Genomic DNA, 20466 nt, shown 5'->3' with positions numbered 1-20466 from the left:
TTCGTCTGGAAATAATCATCAATGGCACCCTTTTCCGGCTCAGTCGTTGTCATTCAGTCACTCCTCATTCAATCGCACATTAGTCGAATAGGTGGCCCTGAAGCCACTAGGAGCGAGGGATGTACTGCGATCAAAGGAGTTTATGTTTTGCTGGTCAATGACATAGATTTTTGGTCCGACCTGTTTATGGTACGGTTTACCTTCCAGGATACGAATTGCCTGATCAACAGCAATACGTCCCTGAATGACCGCAGAATCAGTTGGTGCCGCTAGAATATGTCCGCGTTTAATACCCCGATAGACATCCGGGGTAAAGTAATAAGCCACTACTTTGACTTGCTTTTGGGAACCTCTGAGTCGGAGCACTTTAACAGCCGCAGCAGCTGTTACCGCTGTACCTGCTATGTAGTCAAGGTCAGGATGGGCTTCTAATACTTCTTCCAACAAAGCGGTCTGCGCTCGCTTTCCCGTATCCCCATAGCGGGTTGCCAGCAGTTCCACAGAACCATTTGCAATTGCCTTTTTAAACCCACTATCACCAACTTTTACCCAGCCGGCATCTTTCGGTCCGGGAAACCACGCTATCTTAGCAACAGGGCCACCTTTTGGATGGCGCTGAGCGATATACTCTCCTGCCCGATATCCCATTTCTTCAAAAGACACGAGGGAACGTGCCGAAAGCACATCCGAAGACATTCCGTTAATTACATCAATGACAGGGATCCCTGCATCGCGTATCTCTTTCACAAGATCATTTAATCCATCAAATGAAATAGCACCGATAATAACCCCATCAGTTCCCGACGCAACGCACTCTCTGATCTGCCGGATCTGTGTAGCCAAATTATCATAGCCACCAGCCTGGAATAGCCTCATCCGGGCTCCCAGCCGCTTAACCTCAGTGGCCACTCCGAAATTGACAGCTAACCAATAGGAATCTTTCATATGCGGAAAGGATACACATAGCTTCCAAGGCTTTTCTGTTCCGCTCACCGGAGTGTAATCAACGGCAAGTTTTGTCACTGCCGTATTAGTCTCATTTTTTATAGGGATCTCAACAGGAAAGGGGTACCAGGGATTCTCCGCCCAGGCATGGCTGGACAGACCGACCGAAAACCCCATCAGTAAAACAGCCTGGGCTGCAAGTTTCTGCAGCCCAGGGTTCCGCTTCCTCAAAACCTTAGATTCCCTCAAAGCCTTGTATACATAATGCAAGGCTCCGTTGGAATTTCTCAGATCACTGAGGTTGGTGAAAGAATCTGTCATTCTGGTTTTTCCGGGTAGCCAAACCCTCCCGCATATGCCACTTCAGTCGCAACCAGTTCTTTGTACAGTTCGGGGCGACGATCTTTCAGGTAGTGGGTATTCTCAGGATGAGTGGGGCCATAGTCACCAGGTATGCAGTCTGCGACCAATAGCGTCTCTTCATTTCGCGCCGCGACGACCATTTGTCCATGAGGATCAGCCACCATACTGTTCCCTAAATAACTGGCCTGGACTTTGCCATCCACAGTTTCTTCATTGCAATGATTGCTGTAAGCAATGAACATCTCATTTTCATAAGCATGGGAAGGAAGAAGCGTTTTCGAAATATCTGGATAGGGCTTCTTCGTGCGGCTGCCATCAGACAGGGTCGCCCACTCGTCTGCAGCAGTTGGTATCACCACTAGCTTGGCTCCTTTCAGTGCCAGAATTCGAGCTAATTCAAAAAACTCTCCCTCATAGCAATTAAGCACGCCAACAGGAAACCCATTCACCAAGCTGACGGTATAGGGCTCACCTTCTTCAGGATAAACATACCCGAATGACCAGACCTTTCTTTCATCAGGTCCCCACAGGTGAGTTTTACGGTAGTTCTTTAGTAGTCGACCGTCTCTGTCAAACAATGCCATGGCGTCGTAAAAACGAGTTTCCCCGGCGACCTGAGCTTTTTCAGGATAAGGGCATATGATGGCGATTTCTTTTTCTTTGGCCACTTCGGCGACTTTGCGCATCCAGGGCCCATCCACTTCCATTGCCAAATCATGGCCTGTTTCCGGCGTCAGGTCGTAGCCACTGATAAATAACTCAGGGAAGCTGATCAACTGGGCATCAAAGCGTTTTGCTGCATCCACAGCTTGAATCAAGGTTTCAAAGTTGTGGCCTATTGCTTGTTCAGTACCAGCGGGGCCTTTTCCTTGATAAATAGCCAATCTTATACCTTCACCTTTTTCAGGTGCACTGGCCTTAATATAGGTCGAATAGATCATATCAATTCCTTAAAATCAAAAACCGTCGGCACTCTGCGCCGACTCCTTGATTGAAAGCCGGGCTATTCGCTCAGCTTTCACCCTGCACGCATATACGGACAACAAATGAGCATCCGTTTAAAACACCTTTACTTGCCAAAAAATCTATACAGCAATTTCTTCGGCGACTTGATATTAACAAACGTGCTGAGCGCGTCCTTTTACCGTCTCTGAAGGATCTGCCATATCACTCGTCGTATAGCCATCGGTACTTGCTGTTATTTGCGTTTCCTTAACAGGTCTTTCTGCACGATCTTTAGTGAGGTTTGTCAGATAACTGACTGATTCCTTGAGGCCCAGTATCAGCATTTCTGCCATATCACGGCTTAGGTTTTCACGCACCACTATCCGCATCACAGTCACATCTTCTGCATTTGCCGGCATGGTGTAGGCTGGCACAATCCAACCACTGTTTTTCAGCTCGTGTGAGAGCTCTGGCAGAGTAAATTTGATATCGGCCGGAAGGTCGTCTGCGAACTTGAATGCCACAACAGGAAAACGGTCCGTACGGCTAACCGGTTCAAACAGCTGCTTTAGCGTCTCGTCTTGTTGCAGCTGCTCCACCAGATAGCCCGCATTGTCCATACAGTTTTTCATCACCGTGCCATACCCTTTCCGGCCCAGTCGAAGCAAATTGTAATATTGCAGTAACACCATACTGCTGGCCCGGGAGAAGTTTAGGCTATAGTTATGCATTTCCCCGCCCAGATAGTTGATATCAAAAAACAACTCTTCGGGTACGACTGTCGGATTACGGAATAGCACGGTGCCAAGGCCAGGGTAAACCAAACCATATTTGTGGTTTGACACATTAATGGAAGCAACTCTTGGCAGCCTGAAATCCCAGAGTTCCGCATTCTCTTCTGTTTCGGTGAAAGGCAAAACAAAGCCACCGCTGGCACCATCCACATGAATCGGTATATCCCAACCATTCCTGGTAAGCATCGCATCAATGCCAGCAACGTCATCCATATCACCGGTGAAGGTTGTACAAACGACACAACCGACGGCGCTGACCAGTTCTCCAATTTTGCGGTCGCCTGCTTCTTCCTCGGTATACTCACACTGAGCCATTACTTCCGGGTCGTCGACGATACGACGCTCAAGAATCGCCTCAACGTCATCGGCAGTTACTCGATATTTTCCTGGCTCCATATATACAAACTTAACGTTTACATCGAAGTATCGGGCAAATTTATCCCAACAGGTGTGAACATCTGTACCGAAAATCAGATAAGGCTGGTCTTTGGCTGACCGATTTGGATTTGCTTTATTGCGCTTACGCCAGTTCCATTTATGGGCGAGAAGGCCAAGCATGATTGCTTCAGATGAGCCAATTGTTGCGGTTCCCATAAACGGAGGGTTTTCACTGTTAAGATCAGAATCCTCAGGAATTTCCGCATGAAAAAGATCTGCAAGCATGTTAACTACGCGGTTATGAATCACCGCGGTCTGAGGATACTCATCAAAATCAATGAAATTCTTGTTGATGGAGTCTTCAGCCAGCTGTTTGGCTTCATCATCCATCCAGGTCGTTACAAAAGAAGCCAAATTCAACGATGGATTACCATCCAGATCCAACTCATCGCGAATCAACCGATAAACAACATCAGCAGGACGGGAAACATCTGGAATTTTGTGAGTGGGAATCTCTTCATCAAAGTCCCGCTGGCAGTAAGTCGGAGAAAGAGATCTTCTGATCTGGGTCGATTTATCCTTTGTTGGCATATTCTGTTCCTTAGATCATTTTTATCATTAAGTTAATTATTATTACTCTTTACTCAAGGGTATTAGGGATTGTCCAATGCCACCCCAAGCATTCTTACACATCTGCAACCATCCGATTGTTTGAATAAACAGCTGTAAATCTCAAGCTATAAGTCTATGAAATATCGGAAAATATCTCTACTTTCCGGGGAGATCACAGAATCCTTATAACCAGCGTCTGACCTTGCGCTTATAAGCTAAGTATTCCTCTCCAAATTTTTTTTCCAAATACCGTTCTTCTTTCCTGATCGCCAGGTAATAAACGGCTACTGATGAGGGAACACAGCTAATGACAACCCAGAAGCTATCCAGAAAAACTCCGATTCCAATAGAAATAAGGCTGAAAGCAATATAAATAGGATTACGCGAATAAGCAAAAACACCTGATGAGACTATCTGTGTCGTTGGCTTCCAGGGCTCAATACTTGTTGAAGCACGCTTAAGCGACAATCCAGCCAAAAGAATAATAGCGAGACCCAATATAACAGCAGCCAAGCCGCTGTAGTTAAAGCCCGGAGAAAATCCGATAGCGAAAGGAACAACACGGTGCAACCCATATGCCATGGCTATAAAAACCAAGAAAACAAGAGGTGGAGGAAACTTTACCGCGGCTCCGCGCTTATCCTTATTTTTATCCATAACTCCCCGGTAACAGGACGACTCACAATTTTTCTATCTAACCTGCATGACTATCCAGAAGCACACAAGGGCTTCTCCAGAAGTACACAAGCAACCGCCTAAAGGCACACAACTAACCATCTAAAAGTACACAACTAACCGCCTGGAAGTACTCGAATGATTATCGGCATTCAATCTATCGCCATTAAAAATATGGCTGATATTTAAGGTCCGAGTAGTGCCTGGTATCACCCACGTGAGTACTACAGGAATCAATACTGCTCTGCTTGTTAGAATGACCATTCTGAAAGCAGATCTATCGGAGCCTCAATTGAGTACCTACAAAAGCTAAGGAGAACATATGTGGAGATCAGCCAAATATCAAGTATTTTATTCACCGCCCACTTTTGACAAAAAGCATTTAAAGACTTATTTTAATTAAACTTTTTCTTCTAGTAGAATGGCTACAGCTGTAACTTCAGCCTTGTTCACCGATAGATCCTAGTTTTGGAATAAGGCTACAGCGTGGTTAAATTTGCCAACTGTTCAGGGAACAGCAAAGCCAGTGCGATTGCTGAGGGCAAAGTATAAAAGTAGCAAAGCATTATTAAGCGAATAAGGGGTGGGGCTTTTTTCAGCCCCATCAGCCGGTCAATGATAAGCTGTCCCTTGCAAATGATAGCGGCACTAACCAACAGCACCATCGAAACATCCGGCTCTGCCGATTCTGCGATAAAGGCACTAGCCAAGGTCAACAGAATCAATAACAGCCAACAACCAGTCAGCCGGCCTGTCTCAGTATTTTTATTGATGCCCATAGTGTTATCTCAAAACGTAAAGCAGGGGGAAGATGATGATCCAGGCAAGATCAATCATATGCCAGTAACATGCAGCACTTTCCAGCCCTTCATGATTAATAGCGTTATAGCTTCCAAGAAATGTCCGAAACGCCACCCATCCGATGGTGCACATACCCATCAACACATGAAGCAGGTGATTAAATGTCAGGTAGTAGTAGAGCGTAAAAAACAGATCGGTTCGAGAGCTCAGCCCTGCTTCCAGATTCCAAAAATACTCCCAGGTCTTAACACCGCAATAACAGGCCGCCAAAGCTAAGGTCCAACCCAGCCATTTCAAACAATCAGACGAATTATTGGTTCTGATGGCGGCCATCGCCCGAGCAACACAATAGCTACTGGTAATTAACGCCAGGGTATTTAATGTCCCGGCCAACATGTTCAAACGACCAGGCCCTTGTGAAAATAACTCAGGATTGTGAGAGCGAACAACCAAATAGACCAGGAAGAACAATGCGAACTCAGTAAGTTCAGCAGCAATCAAGATCCATACTCCGATATTCCCCGGGACACTCTCCTGGGCTGCGTCATTGTTTTCCAATACTGCCGTTATGGGCAGCAGTGTGCCTCCAGTTGCTCCAGAATCATTCCTCAGAGTATGGTTTAGCCCTGACATAATTAAACTCTCTACGCACAAATTCGCTGGCTAAAAATAGGACTGTATAAGTCGATCCATCGCTTTCAGGGTTTCACGATCATCGCTCAAAGGCTGGGCTAACGAGACCAGACAGGCCTCCCGAGCGCTTAAGGATGACTGCATCAGTTTCGCCGCATAAATCAACAGCCGCGTCGATGCCCCCTCCTCCAGATCGTGATCCTTGAGGCGGCGAAGATCTGCTCCCAGTGCGATTAGCTGTTGAGCACGGGGTCGGTCAATACCGCTTTCAGTGCACACTATTTCCTCTTCCAGGGAAGCGCAGGGATAATCAAACTCCAAAGCAACAAACCGTTGTCGGGTACTCGGTTTTAATCCTTTTAGTAAATTCTGGTAACCCGGATTGTAAGAAATCACCAGCATAAATTCCGGGTGCGCCTCAATCAGCTCTCCTGTTCGATCCACAGGAAGCAGGCGGCGGTGATCCGTCAACGGATGTAACACCACCGTTGTATCTTTGCGGGCCTCAACAATTTCATCCAAATAACAGATCCCCCCTTCTCGCACCGCACGTGTCAGAGGACCATCCTGCCAATGAGTACCATCACCGGCAATAAGGTGCCTTCCTATCAGGTCCGTAGCCGTTAGATCATCATGACAGGCTACGGTATACAAAGACCTTCCCAGTTGGTTTGCCATATGTTCAACAAAGCGGGTTTTCCCGCAACCAGTAGGGCCTTTTATTAATACTGGCAAATGGTTATCCGCTGCACTTTTGAAAATTTCTACCTCTTGTCCTTGAGGCTTGTAACTGGAAAGCTGTAGCATAATCGGTACCTAATGATTCTCCGGTCGTTGTTTTGTTACGCAATCGCCGCCCGTGGACAGCCGCAAGCAAATCCCTAACCCCTGTTTGTTAAATTCAAATAAAGCTTCGGAAGCAGCTGCGGTAATCGCTGTATATCGCTAACCAAAGCAAATCCTTGATCGCCAAAAAGATACGGGAGGTAATCACTCCCCCGCTCGTCTATCGTGATACAAAATGGCCTGAGCCCCTGACCCTTGGCTTCAAGAATCGCCTGACGTGTATCTTCAATACCGTAGCGACCTTCGTAGCGATCAATATCATTAGGCTTTCCATCCGATAAAATAAGTAACAGGCGTTGCGCTGAAGATTGAAATTTGAGTATTTCTGTTGACTGACGAATTGCAGCCCCCATACGCGTATAAAAACCGGGCTGGATCGCCATTAATCGCCCCCGCACCTGATCTGCGTATGGCTCCGTAAAGTTTTTTAACAACTGGTACCTGACCTGCTTGTTTTTAATGGATGAGAAGCCATAAATGGAAAATGGATCACCACAGACTGACAAGGCTTCCGCCAGCAACAGCAAGCTGTCACGAATCAGATCGACCACCCTTAGCTCAGAAGTGACACCTGATTCGGTAGACATGGAAAGATCTGCCAACACCAGAGTGGATAAATCTCGAAAGCTTCGGTTGTTGGCCAGATAAAGATTTTCTCCTTCAAGCGGGTGCTGCGATTGAGCTTTTAAAGACATCCAGGCGTCCAGGTCAATCTCTTCGCCAAAGGGCTGGCGCCTTTGCAGCTGAGATTGCGGGCGAAGCAACGTAAAGTACCGCTGCAGTTTTTGGGCATCTGCTCTGAGGTAATCAGGCAATGGGACAGGAGGCGCATCATCAGCAAGCATGGGCTGCAACAGGCAATAATCTTTTTTGAAACGGGCTCTGCGAAAATCCCATTCAGGAAGGAGTATCCCCTGGCCTACAGGTAAATCATCGTTTTGAGACGCAGGCAGGTCCAAATCAAACTTAACTTTCCCAGCACCTGATCTACGCTGTCGTGACAACCTGATAATATCCAGATCATCAGCCGCACTCTGCAAATCCTGATCCAGTTCCTCTTCCTGACTTCGGTCCAGATCCGCCTGCTCCGCCCAGCTGAAAAGAGATTCCAGTTTAAACACCAGCAAACCATCCGTTTGCTTAGTATCATCAAACCGTTCTGCAGCTTTGCGAATTGTCTTCAGTTCGCCGGATTGCTCCACTGATCCATTGGGCTGATCAAGATCAAGAGGGTCTTCCGTATCAAGATCAAGACCTCGAAGTGGTTCTGGATAAATCCACAAGGCTACCGGAACGGGATCTCCTACACCCTGAGGCAGTCTTTCTATACTCCCGGGTTCTAGTATTGCCTGTTGAATTGCCAGTTCCCGAGCCTGTAGCTTTTCCGGGAGAGTTTTGACGTCAGGACGCTGATCAACAATTGTCGCTGCCAGTTTCTGATACCTTTTAACCAGTCCTGGACGCTTTGTCAGCAACCGTTGTGTTGCCCGTTGATTATCTCCAAACCAATGGCTAATCCTGGGTAGTTCCGCAGCCAATGCAGCCAACCAGAAGTAGAGGTTTTCATTCATCTCTTTTGTCGGCAGACAGGCAAGAACTGGCGGAAGCCGGAGACTTCTATCATCCTGCCAGCAGACAGAATAACGCTGATGACTGCCTGCAACACGCTGAACCCAGCGGCGATGACTGTTAAATCCGCGCAGATCTGCGGCCTCGACCAGCTTACCAGCAGCCCCGCCCATCCCACGGTAATAAGCCGAAAGTTGATGTTGGAACTGTTCCAGATTTACTGCCGCCCCAGAGAACTCATCTGCAGCCTGACGACAAATCAGTTTATGCCAGAATTCTCCGATCAGCTCTTCCATGGTTTTTCCCTAACAGTCGAACTTAATATCATGTGACTTACCTGCAATAGAAACTGCAACAGCAAGATTAAGCGGGGGGCTGGTGCAGCCCCCCCCTTTTCGATAATCCTGAAAATAATCAATCAAATCCAGGCTCAGCTCGCACCACCGCACGAACCACAGCAAACACCGGCTTCCGGATTATGGGCGGGATACCGGTCCAGGCTGTTATTTTGTTTTTCAATTTCAGAGCCTGAGCCAACAAAAAAGCTTACAAAATACCCAAGCAGTCCTGTCGCGAAGATCACCCCAAACACAAGTCGCGCCCAATACATCGGAATCAGCTTCTGCTGAGTGACCATAAACCCGAGAGCCTGACCATCTTCAGGAATTCGCTGCAAAGCAACCTGCCATGCTCCTGCGACTGTCAGCGCAAGCGTAATACCCAACATCCCGACGCACATGCACCAGAAGGCATAACTCTCAAGTCGTTGTGCAGACCGCGGATTACCCTGGGGCCGACCACGCATAATCGGCATAGCGTAGGAAGTAATCGTCATTACAATCATTGCGTACGCACCGAAAAAGGCCAAATGCCCATGAGCAGCGGTAAGTTGTGTACCATGTGTAAAGTAATTAACGGGAGCCAGGGTATGAAGAAACCCCCACACTCCTGCACCAAGAAACCCCATCACGGCAGTCCCCAGCGCCCAGATAACGGCAATTTTATTGCCATGATTATGTCGGCGTTCGCGCACCATCTTGAAAGCGAACAACACCATCATAAAGAAAGGTACAGGCTCCAGCGCTGAGAATAACGACCCCAACCACAACCAGTACTCTCCCGGGCCTATCCAAAAATAGTGATGCCCCATTCCTATCAATCCGGAGATCAGTGCCATGGCGATTATCACGTACAGCCACTTTTCAATGACTTCACGATCCACCCCGGTTACTTTGATCAGAGTAAACGCAAGGATCGATCCAAGAATCAACTCCCAGACACCTTCCACCCAGAGATGGACCACCCACCACCAGAAGAATTTATCGAGAACCAGATTAGAAGGGTTATAAAACGAAAATAGAAAAAAGACCGCCAGCCCAATCAAGCCGGTTATCAAAACCATATTTATTACGGTTTTTCGGCCCTTGAGAATGGTCATTCCTATGTTGTAAACATAAGCCAGACAGACAACAACAATCCCCAATTTTGTAATCGTTGGCTGTTCAAGAAACTCTCGACCCATGGTTGGTAACAATTCGTTATGGGTCAATTTAGCCAGTTCAGCATAGGGTACAAACAGATATCCAAGGATCGTAGCGACACCAGCTGCTGCAAATACCCAAAACATCAGACGGGCAAGCCCGGGACTGTGTAATTCTATATTGGCTTCTTCAGGGACCAGATAGTAGGAAGCCCCCATAAAACCAAACAATATCCACACCAGTAAAAGATTGGTATGAACCATTCGAGCTACATTAAAGGGGATATAGGGGAACAGAAAGTCCCCTACGATATACTGCAATCCCATTATCAGACCAAAAGCGATCTGCCCGGCAAAAAGCGCCAGTGCGAAAATAAAGTAGGGCTTAGCCACCAGTTGTGATTGAAACTTCATCGCGAAATACTCCTATAAGACTCTATTGACAGAGCCCCTACCCCTGTTTGTTAGGTGGCCAGTTATTGTCATTGACCCGCGACGTCCAAATCAGGAAATCCGACAAATTTATCACCTCTTCTTTAGTCAAATTAAACTGTGGCATCTGACGACGCCCCTCCACCTTAAGGGGCTGTGCAGCCATCCATGCCTGCATAAACCCTTTAAACCCCTCCTCATTGGCATTACCCCGTCGATCGAAAACATTGGCTAACTCTGGTGCGAAATATGCCCCTTCCCCCATCAGGCTGTGGCACCCGATGCAATCATTGTTTTCCCAAACCTCCTTACCCTTAACGACACTGTCAGTAATATTTTCCCTATGGTCCCGCTCCGGCAGCTCCAGCATGGTGTCAAAGGTCAACCCCAGCAGTAACAGGAAAGTTGCAAATCCACCGCCATAGTAGATATTTCGGGCCATACTCTTGGTAAATTGCTCAGCCATAGAATGCTGCTCCTCTCAATCGATCAATAATCTAGTTAAGATGCTCCCCCTCCAGTACTGCAAAGGACTTCGTTAAGTATCTGATCTGTAATGGTGTACATGGCATGCTCCAACATTTTTAAATCTATATATGTCAACTTACATTTGTTTATTAACAAATATCATGCCATAGTTTAAATACATGTTTTTATTAAATTTTTATTTTAGTGGTATCTTTATGACAACACCATCATGATGTCATAAAGATATCTTTGAGGTCATTATGACAACATTCTTTGATACATTAACCTCCATCGTTGAGGACCTCTCCCGTGACCTGCCTGCTGATAAAAGATATCGGAGACTTCTGGATGCAATGCTGAAAATCTTTCCCTGTGATGCGGCCGCATTACTTAAACTGGAAAACAATACTCTTTCACCGCTGGCTATTGACGGACTGAGCCAAGACACAATGGGGCGCCGCTTCGCTGTAGAAGAGCACCCCCGACTGGCTCGTTTGCTCCATTCCAGGCAGCCTGTCCGGTTTGCAGCAGACTCTGATCTACCGGACCCGTATGACGGACTTGTCGAAACAGAAGACCACCTGCTCCATGTACATGACTGTATGGGCTTCTCTCTTTACATGGACGATACCCCTTGGGGAGTACTGACTCTGGACGCGATGCAACCGGGCACTTTTGATGAGATGGACCCGATTGAATTAAGGACTTTTATCAGCCTGACAGAAGCCACTGTTAAGGCTGCCCATCGAATGGACGAGCTTGCAGCCAAGGCTAAACACCAGCAACTGGTTGCCCAAACACTCATCAGCGAAGGAAGTTCAAGGGAAATTATTGGTAGAAGCGCATCAATGAAACGTCTGAAAGAAGAGCTTTCAATTGCTGCTCAATCCCACTTAACGGTGCTGGTCCTGGGAGAAACGGGGGTAGGCAAAGAGCTGGTAGCACGCTCAGTGCATCGACAATCTTCCCGTGCAAAACAGCCAATGGTTTATATAAACTGCGCAGCCTTGCCAGACAATATTGCTGAAAGCGAACTCTTTGGCCACGTCAAGGGCGCATTTTCCGGCGCCATTGCAGACCGGGCAGGCAAGTTTGAAATTGCTGATGGTGGAACACTGTTTCTCGATGAAGTGGGAGAACTGTCCCTGGCAATCCAGGCAAAAATGCTTCGTGCTTTACAAAATGGCGAAATCCAGCGAGTTGGAAGTGATCGTCATATACAGGTCGACGTACGTATCGTTGCAGCCACCAACCGAGATCTGCACAAAGAAGTGTTGCAACACCGGTTTCGTGCAGATCTTTATCATCGTCTCAGCGTCTACCCGATTCAGGTTCCCCCACTTAGAGAAAGAGGCAGGGATGTCATCCTTCTGGCTGGTTATTTACTGGAATCAAACCAGCGTCGACTCGGCGTACAGGGGCTAAGGCTGGCTGATGATGCCAGACAATCGCTGCTGAGTTATAACTGGCCAGGCAATGTCCGAGAACTGGAGCACTTGCTCAGTCGTGCGGCTCTAAAAGCCATTGCCAGTCAAGATCGAAACGCACGAACCATTACAATTAAATCGGTTCATCTGAATATCGAAAGCGATCAGGACCCTAAACCCTTATCAACAGCCGAAATAGAAATTCAATCTGCATTATCCCGAACCACTAAACCAATCAGGCTGAAGGCAGCAATTGATCAGTTTCAAAGTCGGCTAATTCGTCAGACTCTACAGCAACACGACAATAATCAAGCCGCCGCTGCCCGGGAATTGGGCATTAATCGAAGCAACTTTTACCGACTACTTAATCGCTTGAACCTTAGCGAAGAGTAGATCCTGGCTTGTTTATCGCTTTCCACTCTTAGTGGTTTGCCCTTGTAGCGCTGCTGTTAACAAATAATCGCGTCAAAAAAACTTTCAAGCGCTGGAGTCTATGGATTGAGAGAGGGATTGGTCTTTGCCTGCTGGGGCTAGGAGGAAGACTGGCACTGGGTATCTAGTTTTCACCTGACTATACAGCTAGAAACACTTTCAGGTGTACAGTAGTGGAAGTCCAGATAGTAGAACTCTCGTTCAGGTACGGTGTTATTTTTTATGTAGTCGTAAAGAAGCTCCGTACCTATGCGTCCCATCTCAAAGGGTCGCTGGCCAATATTGACGGTAGAAAGATTTTGTTTCAAAGCTTGAAGTTGAATATCTTCAGTATCGGCTGAAACAATAACGACTTGTTGCGAAATTATTTTCTTCTTATGGGGTAATATTTTAGGAATATATTCAGGAGAGAATTGGGCAAACCCAGCCACGGCAATAAACACTGATGTTCTTTTTTGTTCTAATATGATACCCAACTGAAAAAGAGCAGACTTCCTCTTCCCCATGGTATACAGAGGACAGCGTATATTCTCGATCCAGCCATTTTCGCCATTTAGCCTTCGATTTCCATCATTTCCAGATAAGGCGAAACGCACACCTCTAATACGTTCATTTAAATTAGGCGTACTCTTATGCCCTGACTGAATACATATTTCGGTATAACCCGCAGTTTTAAATTTCTTTGCATAGTTACCCAAGGCCATACCATAGTCAAAATTATCAGTACCTACATACGCAAGACGATATTCACTATGCTCCGGCAATAAATCAGAATCGAACGTTATAACGGGGATGCCCTGACTTTTCACCCGCTTTAATATGCGGTTAACCAAGTATGCCGAGTCAGTGGTAGAGACCAGAATCCCATCTACTCCGTCCTCAACAACCGATCTGATAACATCTGCCTGACCTCTAATATCTTGATAATCTGCAGGTCCATCATAGAAACAGGTTACGTCTTTATGGCTACCTGAAAACTGCTGACAGCCTTTAAAGGACTGCTGGTAAAAACTATCATTTTTTGTTTTTCCGATAACAGCAATCTTTATTTCAGCTGACACAATTCTATTAAATGAAAAGAATAAAATAAATAAACACAGTACAAGATAAAAAAGTCTCATTACTGTTTTCCATTTAATAATATTGATTGCCATTAATCCCTTCCTGAAGACAAATTCTATATAGCAAACATAAGCTATAGTTTAGCATGTATATTATATAAAATCGTCCGAAATTTACCGTAACAAGGGACCAGTAGAAGGGATGTAGAAGCCTCTGAGTTGAAGCCAACGCTCCAACTCAGCCGATTGATTTTTAATTTCCTTGAGCAGACTTCAGGGAACCTATGAATAAGTCCATTGGGTTCTCTGTTCACAGGTTCCTTAGATAGGCTTTGTCAGCCTCCATCATTTCCTTAATTACCTGATGACTCCAACAGTGCTCCAAGTAAGCAGCCAGTTTAGGCCATTTATCCGCATCAACTTCCTGATCCACGTAACTGGCATTGATGAAGTGCGTTGCTATGCTGATATCAGCCAGTCCGAACTGGCCAAACAGAAAACCACTCTCTGGAACCTGAGTCTCCAGATAGGATGCCATTTCAGGAAAACGTTGCTCTTTAATCACACTGACAAGCTCCCTATCTGGCTGTTCATTTTTAAGCATCGGCTTTACTGCCACTTCCCAGAATAATCGACTACAAGACGCAGCAACAACGCTATCAGCATACTCCTCCAGCCAACGGCACTTCGCTCTGTCTCCAATGGTTTCCGGTAGTAGCGGATATTGAGGCGCCTTTTCTTCAAGATACTGACAAATGACTGAAGAATCAGAAATTGTTAAATCACCATCAACCAATGCCGGTACTTTTCCTAACGGACTTATAGTCAGAAACTCCGGCGTCTGGGTTCCGGGCATGGTCGGAACCAGTTCATAATCCAGATTTTTAAGCTTCAAGGCGATTAGCACTTTTCGCGAAAAAGGTGACAGGGGGACTCCGTATATTTTCATATTGATTCCTCTGTTTTTTGTATAGCCAATTAGTTATCTAAGCCAGCCTGACTGTGCCGGGACCTGAATTCCGGTGTTGTACAGGTGAGTCAGAAACATACAAATTAGTAACTTTAATTTTAAAAGTGACACCATAGTACACCGGTAACTTGCATAATAAAAGTATCTATTTTGAGAAGCTATTTAGTGTTACGCTTAGGCCATGAGTTCAAAGATCCAAACAGCAACTGCACAGCCAACGAAAGAGTCAGATCATAAGCGATCCCCCTGCCCGGTGGCTTGCACACTGGATACTCTTGGCGACAAATGGACCTTGCTTATCATTCGCGATTTGTTTTTTGGTAAATCTACCTTTGGAGACTTCCAGAAATCACCAGAACGCATTCCGACGAATATCCTCGCAGACAGGTTAAAACGCCTTGAGCAGACAGGAATCATATTTAAGGAACAATATATGCGTAGACCACCAAGGTACGCTTACCGTCTGACTGATAAAGGCCATGATCTGGGTACTGTATTAAAAGCAATGTCGGAGTGGGCCACTAAACATATTGCAGGTACCTGGAACGTTGATAGCTCAACATCTCCTCCCCAGATTCGTTCCTCATAAAACCCGCCCCAATAATACTTTAACCAAAAACCGATTAACCAAGTGCTCTTCAATCAAGTGCTCCTTATAGAGCACTCTAAGCTGGAAAGCTATGCGGAACCAGCGCCGGACTGGGCCAGCAAACTGGCGGTCAGTTGCTCCTCATAATGGAAATGAATCATGATCTGATACTAACCGGGATTGGCATCCAGGCAGCAACAGCGCTTCACCGAACCTGTGGAAGATCAATGTCGACACAAAAAAGTCCTTGAACAACAAGGACAAGAGGTTACCATGGTGCATCCACGGTGGGGTTTGCCTGCCTTTCTTAAGCAACATCAAAAAGGCTACCCGGGATACAAACACTCTTTGGAGGAGCCCTGTGTACAAACTGCTAATTGCCGACGACCACCCTCTTTTTCGTGAAGCCATCGCTGATGTCATTCGTAATCGCTTTCCTCAGGCAGAGCTTTTTGAAGCTCAGGATCTGCTATCCTGCTTGTCCATCGCTGAGCAGCATGACGAGCTGGATATGGTTTTGCTGGACCTCAAAATGCCAGGCATGGACGGTCTTAACGGACTATTGCAACTTCGCAATCAGTCCCCGACTATACCCGTGGTTATTGTTTCAGCAGAAGAGGACAAGAGTACTATTCTACAGGCAATGACTTATGGAGCCGTTGGATTTATTATCAAATCCCTTCCACGGGCAGAAATGTCTGACGCTTTGGAGCAGGTTATCGAAGGTCAGGTATACCTGCCTTCTGACGTCATACGTACTGATGTTGCCGCTCCTATTATCAGTTCCACCCCTGAAACGGAAGAGATGGTCTCTACAGAACAGCTCCGTTCCCTGACTCGTAAACAACTGCTGGTTCTGGAAAGGATGAATCAGGGAGAGTCCAATAAACAAATCGCCTATCACCTGAATATCGCAGAGACAACAGTAAAAGCTCACGTCTCCGCAGTGCTTCGTAAGCTTAATGTACACAACCGTATACAGGCCGTCCTCTGTACAGGCAGCGTTAATTTTGACGAGCTGATAAAGCGATAGAACAGACAGCAACAAAGTGCCCGCTGAAAACTACCTCTTGAATTTCTACCTGTCAGCAGAAGATTTTGGACTCAATAAATGATGAACAACCGCTTTCAGTTTTGCCGGACGTACGGGCTTATTAAGTAACCGATAACCACGCGCCCGGACCTGCTGTTTCAGCTCATTGCTGTAGTTGGCGGTAATCATCAGAACCGGAACGCTCAGTAAAAGCTCTCTCTCAAGATAAGCAACGGCGTCAATCCCATTTTGGCCATTATCCAAATGGTAATCAGCTATAATCAAGTCGGCTGTTGCAGCCAAATTGCCGCAAACTATTTCATCCACGTTCAGTGCGGTTGTCACTTGGCAGCCCCAGCCTGCCATCAAGGTTGCCATGGCTTCACAAATAGAAGGATCATTGTCGAGTACCAAAACACGACAGCCATATAATTCCTCCGCCCCAGGCTGGACTGTTCCAGGAGGATTACCTGGGCTGCTTGCAATCGGACTAACCCTTCCATAAGGTACCTCGACAGAGAAACAGGATCCTTTCCCCGGTTCAGATCGAACCATAATCTGGTGTTTGAGCACCCCGGCCATTTTATCAACAATGGCCAGTCCCAAGCCGAGCCCTTTATCCCGCTGTGACTTATCTATTTGTGGGCGCCCTGACGGTGAGTACCCATTTGACTGTTTGACTCGATTGGGTTTGAGCTTTTGAATCTCATCTTGAGGTAATCGATTAAACTCTTCGAATATTGCCCCCAATTTGCTCTGATCGATGCCAATCCCCGTATCCCACACCTGAATAGACAGAAATCCCTGCCTGCGACGACAGCCGAGTAATACCTTTCCTTGACTGGTATAGCGAAAAGCATTGCTCAAAAAGTTTCTCAGTATTCGCGCCAAAAGCTGAGAGTCAGTGTGAATGACTGCACTGGACGGAACAAAATCAAACTCAATATCGTAATCATTAGCCAGCGTGGCATATTCATTCGCCAGATTGGAAAGCAGATCCTGAGCCTGGAATGCAAGCAAGTCAGGTTTTACCACCCCAGCATCCAGTTTTGATATATCAACCAGAGATACCAATAAAGACTCCATATCCTCCAGTGAAAAGCTCAACGCATCCACTAATTTTCTGGGTTTGTCCTTAAGGGGTTGCTCAAGTAAGGATGCTGAGAACAACCTCGCAGCATTCATCGGCTGTAATAAATCATGACTGGCTGCGGCAAGAAATTTTGTTTTACTGTAGTTCGCCTGTTCAGCTTCTTTTTTAGCCTGAAGCAACTGTCGATTGAGCGCTTTCAGCTGCTTATTAACAGCCTGTAGCTCCGCCGTCCTCTCTTCAACTCTTAATTCCAGGTGCTGATAAGCACTCTTCAATTCCTCGGAAATAAGGCGCTGTTCGGTAATGTCTTGCACCAGCACATAAAATCCCTGTACTTCCCCTCCGGCATCAAAATGAGGAACGTAGGATTTCACTACAAATCGCTCAACTCCACCTGCTGTAGGATCTGCAATTTCAAACTTTACTGCTTCCCCCTTCAGAGCCCGGTTTATATAAGGAGCGAGAACCGCTAACTGTTCTGTCGAAAGCACTTCTTCCAGATGGCTTCCGACAATGGCATGTCGATCCCAGCCATACCAGCTTTCGTAAGCTCGATTGGTAAACTCGTAAACGCGACTCTTGTTTACATAGGCAATCAGTGCCGGTACCGCATCGGTAATTAGACGAATGCGATGCTCACTGGCGGCCAACGCCTGAGCAGAAAGGCTGCGTTCAGTAATATCCGTATAGGTATTGACGAACTCTCCAGTCGCGATGCTATGGGTTTTTACCTCAATCACCTGTCCACTGGAAAGCTGCTGTTCCTGGTCATGGCAGGGCAATCCTAAAGGATCTCGACTGCCTGGATTCAAATCAACAACTTCTGACTGTGCCATTAGCTCAGTGTAATCCAGGCCTATTCTAAGAGCCCCGGTATCAATATTGATCAACTCTGCAAAGCGCTGATTCCAAATTTGCAGCTGGTTATTTTGATTGACTAAAACCACCCCCTGAGACAAGTTGTCCAGTGTACTTAGCAAAACTCTGGACTTCTTGGCCAATGCCTCTTCGCGCAACGCTCGTTCATTTTCAATCAAAGCCGTAATATCTTTGTAGAGCACCACTAATCCACCATCATTAGTCTGGTGCTCACTCATCTGGACCCAACCAGCACTCCGTAGTCGAAAAACACGACCATCTCCCAGAAGTGAATATTTTTCCCAACTCTCCGTCCCATTAAGACATTCGTAATAGCCTTCAATCAAACCGGACTCACGTGAGTAATCAAGAATCTGCTGCTGATGCATGCCGGGTCGTATAGTAAAATCAGACCCTTTCCAGAAGTTTTCAAACTTTGAGTTATAGATCAGCAAACGCCGATCACGGTCATAAAGAACGAAAGCGTCAGAAACGCTTTCAATGGCATCCATTAAATACTGATGAGCTGTTTCAGCTTCATTCGTGGCACGCTTCAGCGCCTGATTACTCTGCTTTATCTCGGCCAGAGCAGCATTAAGCGCTTCTGTCCTCTCACGTACCTGCTCTGCCAATGACACAGAGTACTCGAAGCTGTCGTAAGCACCTATGTGGTTACTGGGACCTGACTCAACACGTTCAACCAGAGCCTTATTAATACTTTTAAGGCGACGATTCTCTTCCCGTAAGGATACCAGTTGGGCAATGAGCTGCTCTCGCCCAACATCAGTATCAGCGTTCAGAAAAATCTGCTCTTTGGCAAATTCAGCCTCATTCAAACCTTACTCCCCCCAAAGCAACCCCGGTAAATGTCTGATTAAGATGCATTCCATCAAACTGTTCACCGTAAGTATTAAATCCGATCACCCGGTTCTGACTGAGAATGCTGGACAGTTCATTAACCAAGCCATGATGCTCAATTTCCAAACGTCTGAAAATACAGTCGTACCCAATAATCAGCTTCGGATCTCCAAGCCGGCTGCGTAGCTGTAAAAAAAGACTTTCCAATTCTTCCATCAACCCCTGGGGCTTGGACCGTGTCAAAACGACCCCGGTCTCCACCGCGCAATAGAATGAGAGACTGAGATCTTCATTTACTTTTTGAATCGCCCTTGGGTAATAGCGCTCTCCAATGCGCACACTCAATGGATTTAATGCAAATACCAGAGAATTTAGCTCTTCGATGTTCAGCCCCAGCGTTTCAGCATATTCCTGAGCAGCAGGGACTGCATTAAACTCAACTACACGGCGGTTTTTATTGTCTGCTTCAGTGATAACCAGCTTTTCTGGAGTATCAACCAAATGATGGATACTGAAAACTTCAAAATCACAGCGAGTGTTAACCATAATCAGAATGGCAGCGTCAGAATGAAAATGGCCATCGTAATAGACATGGGTATCTTTCAGGTGCAAGTCATCACCAGCACTACCACCAAGCAAAGGAATACTGCCGAGATTGGCTTTGAGGACACTTAAAAGCTGCTCCTCACGAATAGACAGCCCATCCAGAAGTGACAATACAAAAGTATGCCCCTTAATGGGTGCTACCTGTTGCCGGTTTACGTCATCTATCAACTTATGGACCAACCGCTGCGCATCGGCAAAGGTAAAGCAGGTAAGGTTTTTTACCAGGGCACTCTGTATTGAGAAATAATCAGCACAAAAGCCTATCCCGGTAATACTTCCAGAACTGTATCCAAGAGGAGTGATTTCCCCCGCAGTCGTACAACCCACCACCGGCGTATCACCAAAATAACGCCCCAGTTCAGTAGATAAGGCTTCCAGATCATAATCCGTAGAGCAGAAAAAAAGTACTATGCTCAGGCGATCCTGATTCAGAGCGGTAAACAGCACTTTCGCAGCCCGAGCTGGATCTTTATCATGAGATACGGCGGTAATCACAGGATCAGGATTGATTGAATTAATTGCGAGCAAGTTAAGCTCCTTCTGTCCAGGCTAATCAATGCCATCGCCTATGTGTACGAACAACACTCATAGAAGGTCT

General features: G+C 46.4%; 17 protein-coding genes. 3 read left to right on the top strand and 14 right to left on the bottom strand.

The annotated features are described in order from the left end of the window. Positions 1 to 57: 57 nt before the first annotated feature. The 10 genes from torT to BGP75_RS19610 form a co-directional block, all read right to left on the bottom strand. The gene (gene torT / locus BGP75_RS19655; RefSeq protein WP_198939413.1) at positions 58 to 1266 is read right to left on the bottom strand and encodes a TMAO reductase system periplasmic protein TorT; all 1209 of its coding nucleotides are present in this window, start codon (positions 1264 to 1266) and stop codon (positions 58 to 60) included. After that, positions 1263 to 2249 (bottom strand): carbon-nitrogen hydrolase family protein, encoded by a 987-nt coding sequence (locus BGP75_RS19650; protein WP_076720585.1) that lies wholly within the window; start codon positions 2247 to 2249, stop codon positions 1263 to 1265. The genes torT and BGP75_RS19650 overlap by 4 nt, the downstream gene beginning before the upstream one ends. Before the next feature lie 174 nt (positions 2250 to 2423). Further along, on the bottom strand, positions 2424 to 4016 hold the full coding sequence (locus BGP75_RS19645) for a pyridoxal-dependent decarboxylase (protein WP_076720584.1): 1593 nt from the start codon (positions 4014 to 4016) through the stop codon (positions 2424 to 2426). Between the two features lie 204 nt (positions 4017 to 4220). Beyond that, positions 4221 to 4694, bottom strand: coding sequence for an isoprenylcysteine carboxylmethyltransferase family protein (locus tag BGP75_RS19640; protein WP_076720583.1), 474 nt, complete (start codon positions 4692 to 4694; stop codon positions 4221 to 4223). A gap of 497 nt (positions 4695 to 5191) precedes the next feature. After that, on the bottom strand, positions 5192 to 5491 hold the full coding sequence (locus tag BGP75_RS19635) for a cytochrome C oxidase subunit IV family protein (protein ID WP_076720582.1): 300 nt from the start codon (positions 5489 to 5491) through the stop codon (positions 5192 to 5194). 4 nt (positions 5492 to 5495) lie between these two features. Then, positions 5496 to 6146: a cytochrome c oxidase subunit 3 family protein gene (locus BGP75_RS19630; protein ID WP_083704930.1), complete on the bottom strand. Its 651-nt coding sequence runs from the start codon at positions 6144 to 6146 to the stop codon at positions 5496 to 5498. Positions 6147 to 6176: 30 nt separating this feature from the next. Continuing rightward, on the bottom strand, positions 6177 to 6953 hold the full coding sequence (locus BGP75_RS19625; RefSeq protein ID WP_076720581.1) for a CbbQ/NirQ/NorQ/GpvN family protein: 777 nt from the start codon (positions 6951 to 6953) through the stop codon (positions 6177 to 6179). A 74-nt stretch (positions 6954 to 7027) separates the two neighbouring features. Then, a complete protein-coding gene (locus BGP75_RS19620) occupies positions 7028 to 8857 on the bottom strand; it encodes a nitric oxide reductase activation protein NorD (protein WP_076720580.1) in 1830 nt (609 codons plus the stop codon). A 134-nt stretch (positions 8858 to 8991) separates the two neighbouring features. Further along, entirely contained in the window at positions 8992 to 10455 is a 1464-nt protein-coding gene (locus BGP75_RS19615; protein ID WP_083704929.1) for a cbb3-type cytochrome c oxidase subunit I, read from the bottom strand. Between the two features lie 37 nt (positions 10456 to 10492). Beyond that, positions 10493 to 10939 carry a cytochrome c gene (locus tag BGP75_RS19610; protein ID WP_076720579.1) on the bottom strand — a complete coding sequence of 149 codons (447 nt, stop codon included), beginning with the start codon at positions 10937 to 10939 and terminating at the stop codon, positions 10493 to 10495. Positions 10940 to 11201: 262 nt separating this feature from the next. Between BGP75_RS19610 and norR the strand changes: the two genes are divergently transcribed. Further along, positions 11202 to 12761, top strand: coding sequence for a nitric oxide reductase transcriptional regulator NorR (norR, locus tag BGP75_RS19605; RefSeq protein ID WP_076720578.1), 1560 nt, complete (start codon positions 11202 to 11204; stop codon positions 12759 to 12761). A 170-nt stretch (positions 12762 to 12931) separates the two neighbouring features. On the opposite strand, the gene BGP75_RS19600 is transcribed toward norR, so the two are convergent. Together BGP75_RS19600 and BGP75_RS19595 are read right to left on the bottom strand one after the other, a co-directional pair. Next, positions 12932 to 13954, bottom strand: a complete 1023-nt coding sequence (locus BGP75_RS19600) for a substrate-binding domain-containing protein (RefSeq protein ID WP_076720577.1) — start codon at positions 13952 to 13954, stop codon at positions 12932 to 12934. A 217-nt stretch (positions 13955 to 14171) separates the two neighbouring features. Further along, on the bottom strand, positions 14172 to 14810 hold the full coding sequence (locus BGP75_RS19595) for a glutathione S-transferase family protein (protein WP_076720576.1): 639 nt from the start codon (positions 14808 to 14810) through the stop codon (positions 14172 to 14174). 202 nt (positions 14811 to 15012) lie between these two features. Between BGP75_RS19595 and BGP75_RS19590 the strand changes: the two genes are divergently transcribed. Next, positions 15013 to 15420, top strand: a complete 408-nt coding sequence (locus tag BGP75_RS19590; protein WP_076720575.1) for a helix-turn-helix domain-containing protein — start codon at positions 15013 to 15015, stop codon at positions 15418 to 15420. A gap of 361 nt (positions 15421 to 15781) precedes the next feature. Beyond that, a complete protein-coding gene (locus BGP75_RS19585; RefSeq protein WP_076720574.1) occupies positions 15782 to 16453 on the top strand; it encodes a response regulator transcription factor in 672 nt (223 codons plus the stop codon). A gap of 45 nt (positions 16454 to 16498) precedes the next feature. On the opposite strand, the gene BGP75_RS19580 is transcribed toward BGP75_RS19585, so the two are convergent. Continuing rightward, complete coding sequence (locus tag BGP75_RS19580; protein ID WP_233152982.1) at positions 16499 to 19240, bottom strand: PAS-domain containing protein; 2742 nt, start codon at positions 19238 to 19240, stop codon at positions 16499 to 16501. After that, positions 19233 to 20396: a nitric oxide-sensing protein NosP gene (gene nosP, locus BGP75_RS19575; RefSeq protein ID WP_369832146.1), complete on the bottom strand. Its 1164-nt coding sequence runs from the start codon at positions 20394 to 20396 to the stop codon at positions 19233 to 19235. Before nosP ends, BGP75_RS19580 begins: the two co-directional genes overlap by 8 nt. Positions 20397 to 20466 lie beyond the last annotated feature (70 nt).

The organism is Motiliproteus sp. MSK22-1 (assembly GCF_001968815.1).
Classification (GTDB): domain Bacteria; phylum Pseudomonadota; class Gammaproteobacteria; order Pseudomonadales; family Balneatricaceae; genus Motiliproteus.
This window is presented reverse-complemented; position numbering and strand designations above follow the sequence as displayed.

What these genes read in the sequence shown, in the direction of transcription:
- BGP75_RS19635 (WP_076720582.1), bottom strand. Translation starts at nt 5,491, where the DNA reads ATGGGCATCAATAAAAATACTGAGACAGGCCGGCTGACTGGTTGTTGG.
- BGP75_RS19625 (WP_076720581.1), bottom strand. Translation starts at nt 6,953, where the DNA reads ATGCTACAGCTTTCCAGTTACAAGCCTCAAGGACAAGAGGTAGAAATT.
- BGP75_RS19590 (WP_076720575.1), top strand. Translation starts at nt 15,013, where the DNA reads ATGAGTTCAAAGATCCAAACAGCAACTGCACAGCCAACGAAAGAGTCA.
- torT (WP_198939413.1), bottom strand. Translation starts at nt 1,266, where the DNA reads ATGACAGATTCTTTCACCAACCTCAGTGATCTGAGAAATTCCAACGGA.
- BGP75_RS19630 (WP_083704930.1), bottom strand. Translation starts at nt 6,146, where the DNA reads ATGTCAGGGCTAAACCATACTCTGAGGAATGATTCTGGAGCAACTGGA.
- BGP75_RS19650 (WP_076720585.1), bottom strand. Translation starts at nt 2,249, where the DNA reads ATGATCTATTCGACCTATATTAAGGCCAGTGCACCTGAAAAAGGTGAA.
- BGP75_RS19615 (WP_083704929.1), bottom strand. Translation starts at nt 10,455, where the DNA reads ATGAAGTTTCAATCACAACTGGTGGCTAAGCCCTACTTTATTTTCGCA.
- BGP75_RS19645 (WP_076720584.1), bottom strand. Translation starts at nt 4,016, where the DNA reads ATGCCAACAAAGGATAAATCGACCCAGATCAGAAGATCTCTTTCTCCG.
- BGP75_RS19600 (WP_076720577.1), bottom strand. Translation starts at nt 13,954, where the DNA reads ATGGCAATCAATATTATTAAATGGAAAACAGTAATGAGACTTTTTTAT.
- BGP75_RS19620 (WP_076720580.1), bottom strand. Translation starts at nt 8,857, where the DNA reads ATGGAAGAGCTGATCGGAGAATTCTGGCATAAACTGATTTGTCGTCAG.
- BGP75_RS19640 (WP_076720583.1), bottom strand. Translation starts at nt 4,694, where the DNA reads ATGGATAAAAATAAGGATAAGCGCGGAGCCGCGGTAAAGTTTCCTCCA.
- BGP75_RS19610 (WP_076720579.1), bottom strand. Translation starts at nt 10,939, where the DNA reads ATGGCTGAGCAATTTACCAAGAGTATGGCCCGAAATATCTACTATGGC.
- norR (WP_076720578.1), top strand. Translation starts at nt 11,202, where the DNA reads ATGACAACATTCTTTGATACATTAACCTCCATCGTTGAGGACCTCTCC.
- BGP75_RS19595 (WP_076720576.1), bottom strand. Translation starts at nt 14,810, where the DNA reads ATGAAAATATACGGAGTCCCCCTGTCACCTTTTTCGCGAAAAGTGCTA.